The sequence below is a fragment of the Candidatus Stygibacter australis genome (assembly GCA_030765845.1).
Taxonomy (GTDB): Bacteria; Cloacimonadota; Cloacimonadia; order Cloacimonadales; family TCS61; genus Stygibacter; species Stygibacter australis.
Genome location: JAVCDJ010000029.1, coordinates 1 through 8,344, shown reverse-complemented (window position 1 = coordinate 8,344; position 8,344 = coordinate 1). Strand labels below are relative to the sequence as shown.

Below are 8,344 nucleotides of genomic sequence, written 5' to 3'. Positions count from 1 at the left end.
GCAAATACCTTTATCACTCACTGCTGATTGGAACTGGATTGGACATTTACCTCAAGACCCAATTCCTCTTATTGATCTAATGGCACAATTAGAACCTGATGCATTGCAGATAAAAGCTCAGAATATCTCATCCACCTGGTTTACCGGTTATGGCTGGGTTGGGCAATTAAATGTTCTTGAACCTGGTGTAGGATATAAGCTTAAAATGGCTCAGCCAGATACTCTGATCTATCCTGACACGAGACAATATCCAGAGTATCTACTCCCTGAGAAAAAGTCCTATCTCTGGGATACAGCGAAAGGATTTGAAAACAATATGACCTTACTGGCTTCAATAGCAACGGATCAATATGAAGTTGGGGATATCATTCAAGCAGGATATTTTGATGATGCTGATATTTGCCATGGAGCAGGAGAATACATTGTAGAGCTTGGCTTATGGTATTTCACCATAGCTGGTAATGTAGAGGGTGAATCCCTGCATTTGAGGCTGTTAATGGCAGATGATCAGGAATATATCTGTGAACCGGTTATTGAGTTCTGCAATAATGCGATCATGGGAGAACCTGAATCTCCTGAGATATTTAATATCATTGTAACTGATAATAATGATAATGAAATACCTGAAATAACAAGTCTGGGTCAAAGCTATCCTAATCCCTGCCTGATTGATCAGCAGCGCATGAACCTGAATATTTCCTATAACATTGCTGAACCAGGAAGGATAAAATTGAATATCTTTAACAGCAAAGGACAATTAGTACGCAAACTTATCAATCAAGATCAAGAACCTGGAAGTTTCATTGTCAATTGGGACGGAAGAGATGAAAGGGGTAATTGTGTCTCAGCAGGAGTATATCTATATCAGTTAACTGCCAGTAAGAGGACTTATAACCGTAAGCTTCTGCTTTTGAGATAATGAAAGAATATATTCTTTACTGGATGCAGCAGGCTCAACGGGTAAATTATAACCAGGCTCTGAATTACAGTATTCAATTAGCAAACAGTAAAAAATTACCATTACTGGTTTGCTTTATAATTACTCCTTTTCCTGAAGCTCAGCCAGCTCATTACAGATTCATGCTGCAAGGTATACAGGAAGTTGAAAGTGCTTTGAAAGCAAAGAATATCAACTTTATTATCAGGATTGGTAATGTCACAGAAGAAGTCATCAACCTTTCAGTGAAGGCAGAAACCCTTATTATGGATAGAGGTTACCTGCGAATTCAAAGAGAATGGCGAAAATCCATACAGAAAATTGTTAAATGCCCTACTCGCATAATAGATACTGATACTATAATCCCGGTTATGCAGGTTTCTGATAAACAGGAGATTGCTGCCAGGACAATTAGGCCACGGATACGAAGATTACTGGATAAATATCTTACTGAAATCCCGGACATTTGCGTCGAATACAATGATTTATCACATAATCTTGTGAAAGAATTTAAGCAAAATCAGGAAGTCTATAAAACATATTCTTTAAATAATATTGATCATCCGCAGTATCATGTTGGCGGTTATTCCCAGGCAAAGAGCAAACTTGCTTATTTCATTTCTGAAAAACTATCTAAATATCACCTCTCCTCCAATGATCCCAGTCTGGACAATGTTTCCAGACTTAGTCCATATTTGCATTTTGGGCAGGTTTCATCACTGGAAATTGCTCTGGAAGTTATGAAAAGCAAAACTGCTCAAGAAGCAAAAGATGCTTATCTGGAACAGCTTATCGTGAGAAGGGAGCTCGCTGTAAATTTCATCTGGTTTGCTCCGGATTACGACAAATATCAGCACGCTGTACCTCATTGGGCTCAATCAAGTCTGGAATTGCACAAAAAAGACCAGCGGGAACATCTCTATTCTTTAGAAGAATTTGAGCAGGCAAAGACACATGATCCATACTGGAATGCTGCCCAGAATGAACTGCTGATTACCGGGATCATGCACAACTATATGCGAATGTATTGGGGCAAAAAAATTATGGAATGGACAGAATCCCCTCAACAGGCTTATGATTGGATGTGCTGGCTTAATAACAAATATCAGCTTGATGGCAGAGATGCCAATAGTTATGCCGGAATTGCCTGGTGTTTCGGTCTGCATGATCATCCCTGGAAAGAAAGAGCAGTTTTTGGGAAAATCCGCTATATGAATGCTAAAGGTCTTGAAAGAAAATTCAATATTAAAAAATATGCTGAAACCTGGAATCATAAGAAATATTAGTAAAGGTACCTAAAAAGAGGGTGGGCAGGAATATTTGGGAGATTATTCCTGCCCGACGAAGTCAGGATCGCTTGCTCCAGCCAATCCTGATGTGAGGGGTATTACTAAAAACAATATATATAATAGCATATAGTGTGCCAAACCATATAAAAATTTATATAAATCTATATTTATCATGATTTCTTACACTTACATAAATAAGTGATTTCTGACATTTATTTTTATCATTGAGAACATGGACTCATCTGTCACATCTGGGATTTCTACCGGGACAAATACGGGCGATGGATTAGGTTTTTTATAGTATTTCAGATTAGTTCCCAAAAAACAATAAATCGCTTATTATTCCATTCTCATAAATTATCTGAGAATTATCTTTACTTCTTATGCTAATAAAACAAACGTAAACTCATAATTAGATCAATTTAATCTATCCATTTAGTTGTATGTCGAAAATAAGACTCAATATGTTGATTTTCTTTCTCAATAAATCTCCTGTCATTTCAAAGTAATTATTGCATGTAAAATTAAATGTAAGTAAGATAGTTATTTATGCCAGTAAAAGAATACTAAAAACTATCCATTCACATCCTAATTACCTATCAGGATATCTCAAGGTGCCTAAACTGGGAACAGCATGACATTTTTATGTTATGCTGTTCCCAGTTTAGGCACTTTAATTGTACTTGATTGCTGATTAGAACAAAGTTATAAATTAATTATGAGTGATTTATATAACTTGCAAAGGACAAATATTGGATGAAATATGTCTGAAATCTCGCAATGCTCGAAATCAAGTTGCCGGGCTTTTGCGCCAGAATTTCGTAGGGGCAGACCCGTGTGTCTGCCCTGAATTTATGGTGGGATAAAATTTTCGAAAAGGGCAGGCACACGAGTCTGTCCCTAACAGTTGGTGTATCAAACATTGAGATGATGGGAGAAAAACTAGGTGATGCTGGAATATTTAACTGTAATCAGGTGATAAAGGCCGTTATCTGTGCCCCACCTGGAAATACCCCGCGGTGCACATATAACTTTGTTGATGTGATTAACTTGACAGAGAATATAAGAGGTGAAAAATAAATAATAGAGGTATTAAGAAAAATGACAAGGATAATAATATTATTAATATTGGTAAGTTTTGCATTCCTATCAGCTATAAGTTTGCAGGAAGTCTATGATGGCTCAGGGACTCAAGGTAATTATGATCGGTATTTGATACTTGAGACGGGCATTATCTATACAGGAGGTTTATGGATAGGGAAGACCCTTAATCCTCAGACGAATCATCTTGAAGGAATAGAAGGTGAAGATGTTTTCATTGAGGGAAATGGAGCAATTCTTGATCTGGAAGGCAGTGAACTAACTATATCATACTGCAATAACCGTCTTGATATCCAGGACTGTATTATCATCAATGGTGATGTGCATTACCGGGGTGAATCTGCATTATTTCAGGCAAAACCAGAGGGAGTTGTTAGTTATTGTACTTTCTATAATAATGATGACTACTGTTTCCGTTTTATGGGAACGGGTGAAGATATAGTTCTTCATCATAATATATTCACAAATGCGAAAGAGACGGGTGACGAATACACCTATTTAACAGGCTTCTCGATGGAATGGCTACCTACAGGGATAAATGTGGGTATAAGCGGACAAGGTGGTTTGCCATTTTTTCACGACAACTGGTCATGGTTCAGTGATGATACTGCTAATGCAGATTCACTGCGTCATATTGCGGTGCTTTGTGATTATGGCTGATTTGCTCCATTTGTCTGGCTGGAAGCTGGATTAGAAGAATATAATAATACCTTTGGAATTGATCCTATGTTCAATGATGCAGAAAATCTTGATTTCAGTCTGGCGGAGGGGTCACCTGCTGCTGGATATGGATGCAGGATATTTGCTCCTGCCAGGGAAATAAAAAGTGATGACATAATATCAGGAAACCCGGTTCAAACAGTGATACGAGAGATCGTAGATGTATCTGGGGAGATCAATGAAAATACTTTCTGGGAAGCCGACACGATCAGAGTAACTGGTGATCTGATTATTAATGAAGATGTGATATTGCAGATAGCAGCGGGAGTAAGGATTGAATTCACTAATTATTATCAAGTTGAAGTATTAGGAAGTATCCTTGCCGAAGGCAGTGCTGATCAGAGAATAATATTTACCTCATCTGATCCGGAGTCATTTACTTATAATGAATCGCAGCGTTCTGCCTGGAATGGTATCAGATATCCTTATACAACTGCATTACAGGACAGCTCAATCTTCCGCTACTGCGTATTTGAATATGCCAAATCCACGTTAGACACATTACAGGCGGGAGCAGCAATATCGCTGAATAATTTCTCAAAGATCAGGATAGAAAACTGTATATTTCGCAATAATGTCGCTGAAAGGGGGGGAGCAATCGCCTGCAGGACTTTGAGCCAACCGGAAATAATCAATAATCTATTTCATGATAATTATTGTCTGATGACAGGTTCTGTGTTTTATAATGAGTATTCATATCCAATCCTGATCAATAACACAATCACAGATAATTACTCCATCAATGAAGATGAATGGACACCAAGTTGTGCTTTAACGAATTTATTCAGTAAACCCAAACTGATTAATAATATCATCTGGGGTAATGAGACGGAGTATTTTATAGGTGGAGAGATATTTGAGCCCAGAGCTTATTATTATGGAGTAAATGATATAGATCAGTTTTTAAATGAAGAAAATCTCTTTCTTGATCCAGAACTCAGCGATGTTTGGGACTTGAGCACTCTTTCAGTATGTGTTGATGCTGGAGAAGCAAATATAATGCTGCCAGAAACTGATCTGGCAGGAAATGATCGATATTGCGGGAATGGTCTTGATCTTGGTTGCTATGAACTCCAGGTAAATGGGTTAGATGATATTTTGGAGCCGGATTATGAAATCAGTATTTATCCCAATCCCTTCAATCCTATCACTACAATTAATTATTACTTAGAGAAACCTGATCAGGTAAAATTAGAAGTATATAATGTGCGTGGACAAAAAATCTGGTCGAGTGGGGAGAGAAGTCGGGAAGCTGGACATCATCAATTTACCTGGAACGGTATAGATAAAAGAGGTAGGCAGGTTTCTTCCGGATTGTATTTATTTAGATTAAATCGCACCAAAAGTACATCAGAAATCAAAGGAATATTACTTAAATAGTTCAAAAATATTGACATAAAAGCAGAAGTTTGGGAAAAAATCACTTTGTAAAAAGAGGGGTATATAAAGTTTTATGTCTACTGGGAGTATTAAAAATAGTAGTATTTTATTATGCTTATTATTAGTATCAATAATACCAGTATATTCAGATGTAAGACTTATATCTGAACCGGACTGGCAAATTGTAAATTATTGCAACAGTACGACAGCTTATGGAAGAATTACCTTAGATGGGGCAGATGTAACCACAGAAGAACGCGTTGGAGCTTTCGTTGATGGTGAATGCCGTGGTTGGCAGTATGTGAGTATATTAGACGGGCAGTCCTATGTGACGCTGGTGATCAATGGTGAATTTACTGAAGAAGTTGAATTCTATTTATATCAGGCAACTGAGAGATTAATTTGTCCAATCAGTTATTCAACAATGACCTCACCTGGTAATGTCATTGGCTATCCACCAGATTTTTTGCCATTGACTGCAACTACAACAAATTCGAACCATTTACCCTATTTAGAAATTCCCGATGTGATCATACTAAATGAGAGAGAAACATTCAATTATTATTTTGGTACAGATTTTTATGACCTGGATGATGATATTATTTATTTCTCCAGTGTTCTACCCAATGAAGTTGAAATCAGCTTAGCTGTACCAGAATGGCAAGCTGTAACTTCCAGCGGAGTAACAACTCTTTTTGCTGAAATGACAATCAATGATGAAGCAGCTGATGAGGGTGATCTAGTGAGTGCTTTTGTGGGAAATGAATGCCGTGCAGTAGCAGAAGTAGAAATGTGGGATTCCATACCTGTAATTACATTGATAATATTTGGTACTTCGATTGAGTCTGTGATTTTTAAAATACATGATATATCTGAAGACAGAACCTGGTTATGCGATCAGATAGTGAATACTCAACCTGGAGGTATGATAGGCTATCCAGATTTGCTCTCCATTTCAGGAGTCGATGAAATAATTGAATCTGATATGACAATTGATATTGCAGAACAACTTGAGCAGAATGAACTGATGAGTATTATATTGAGCGATTATCCAGTTGTTTCTCAAATCAGGCAAAATATTCTTCTGGATGTTGGGAGCGGTAATTTACCTCCGGTATTATCACTGCCTGAAGTACTTTTTTATGAAGATGATGAATATCAGCTTGATTTGCAATATTACACCACAGATTTAGAGAATGATGAGATAAATTATCAAATAGTAAATAATTCAGTTTTGATTGCCCAAATCTGTAGTAATATCCTGAATATCAGTGCTCCTGAGAACTGGTTTGGTGATGCTGAAATGCTGATATATGCATCTGATGGTGGTAGATTATATGATCTGGATACTTTAATTGTGCATGTTTTACCAGTTAATGATGCACCAGTATTAGTAGCTCCGGAAAATATAACATTTTCTGAAGACAACTCAGGTTTTTTGGATCTTAGCAATAGTTATGATGTTGATAATGATGATTTTGAGATAAACATCAATGATCAGGGATTACTGGAAATATTTCCTCAAACTCCGCAATGGCAACCGGTAATTTATAATAATACCGCTTCTGCGTATTTGCAAGTGACCCATTTTGGGGAAAGCGTCTCACAAGGAACAATAATTGCAGCTTTTTCGGACTCAGAATGCCGAGGAACAATTACTACAACTAACTATCAGGGAAATAGTTTTGCCATTTTGCCAATATATTGTCAGGGAAATGATAATATCAGCTTCAAGGCCTATGATCCTGAAGAGCAAATGCTTTATCTTTCTTCGATTTCAGTGATAGTAACGCCAAACAGCAATATAGGATTTCCTCCTGATTATTATCTGCTCAATTTTGACAATGATCAAATACCTCTTATTTATGAGCTTACAGCATCGCCAGACTGGAATGGCAACACTATATTGGAGATTTCTATAAATGACTCCATTATTACAGGAAATACTGTCGAAATTGAAATTATAGTCGCTCCTGAACCTGATGAACCTTGTATTAATTTGCCGGAACAGCTAATCTTTGCTGCCGAATTGGATGACTGGATTGACCTTAATCCGTTTATATATGAACCTGATGGGGAGCAGTATGAGCTGTTCATTGATGATAATGATGGTCTGAATTTAAATGCAGAAAATGGAATTATGCAGATAACTGATGCTCCTCAGATTGCAGGAGATTATCATCCTTTATTGAGAGTAGTGGACGTTACTGGATTGTCAGCATCAGTTGAGGCAGAAATTTTAATAAAGCCCCAATATCCAGAATCTTATAATTTGCTGCCGGGTTGGAACTGGTTTTCTTTACCAATTGGTACAAATCACCCTCAACCTGATAATATGTTAAGTTCTATATGTGATTCGGCAGATTATCTGAAAGGTCAAACTGGCTTTATAAATTTTTATCCAGGTTTAGGTTGGAATGGACCGCTTTTGAATTTAACATGCTCAAGTTTGTATAAAGCTCATCTTTTGGAACCTGCAGTATTGCATCCTGAAGGTTGGATCATTGAGCCTGAAGAAACTGAGATAGAAATCTATGCGGGATGGAATTGGATCAGTTATATTCCTGCTGAAACAATGTCTATTGATGAAGCATTAGCAGATTTGTCGGGCAATCTTGATTATATTAAATATCAGAGTGGCTATGCCCTTTATTACGAGGGAATAGGCTGGGTAGGACCTTTGGAATTTCTTGATCCAGGGGAAGGATATATGGTGCATGCTCTATATGATCAGGTTTTCAATTATCCACAGGCAACCAGGAATAATATCGCTGCAGTTTATGAAAAACCTAAAATAAAAATAGATTATTCTCAATATGAATATACTGCCAGTATCACAGCAATCATCTCTGGATATACGCCTCATCCTGGTGATGAATTGATCGCTTATGCTGGTGACAGAATTGCAGGATATGCT

General features: G+C 37.2%; 5 protein-coding genes. All 5 read left to right on the top strand.

Annotation, left to right across the window (positions count from 1 at the left end):
* A partial coding sequence (locus RAO94_01675) for a FlgD immunoglobulin-like domain containing protein (protein ID MDP8321038.1) occupies positions 1-919 on the top strand: 919 nt, incomplete at its 5' end.
* Complete coding sequence (locus RAO94_01670; GenBank protein MDP8321037.1) at positions 919-2,223, top strand: deoxyribodipyrimidine photo-lyase; 1,305 nt, start codon at positions 919-921, stop codon at positions 2,221-2,223. The genes RAO94_01675 and RAO94_01670, both read left to right, overlap by 1 nt.
* 1,104 nt (positions 2,224-3,327) lie before the next feature.
* Positions 3,328-3,987: a hypothetical protein gene (locus RAO94_01665; protein ID MDP8321036.1), complete on the top strand. Its 660-nt coding sequence runs from the start codon at positions 3,328-3,330 to the stop codon at positions 3,985-3,987.
* Between the two features lie 66 nt (positions 3,988-4,053).
* Positions 4,054-5,427, top strand: coding sequence for a T9SS type A sorting domain-containing protein (locus RAO94_01660; GenBank protein MDP8321035.1), 1,374 nt, complete (start codon positions 4,054-4,056; stop codon positions 5,425-5,427).
* A 73-nt stretch (positions 5,428-5,500) separates the two neighbouring features.
* A partial coding sequence (locus RAO94_01655; protein ID MDP8321034.1) for a hypothetical protein occupies positions 5,501-8,344 on the top strand: 2,844 nt, incomplete at its 3' end.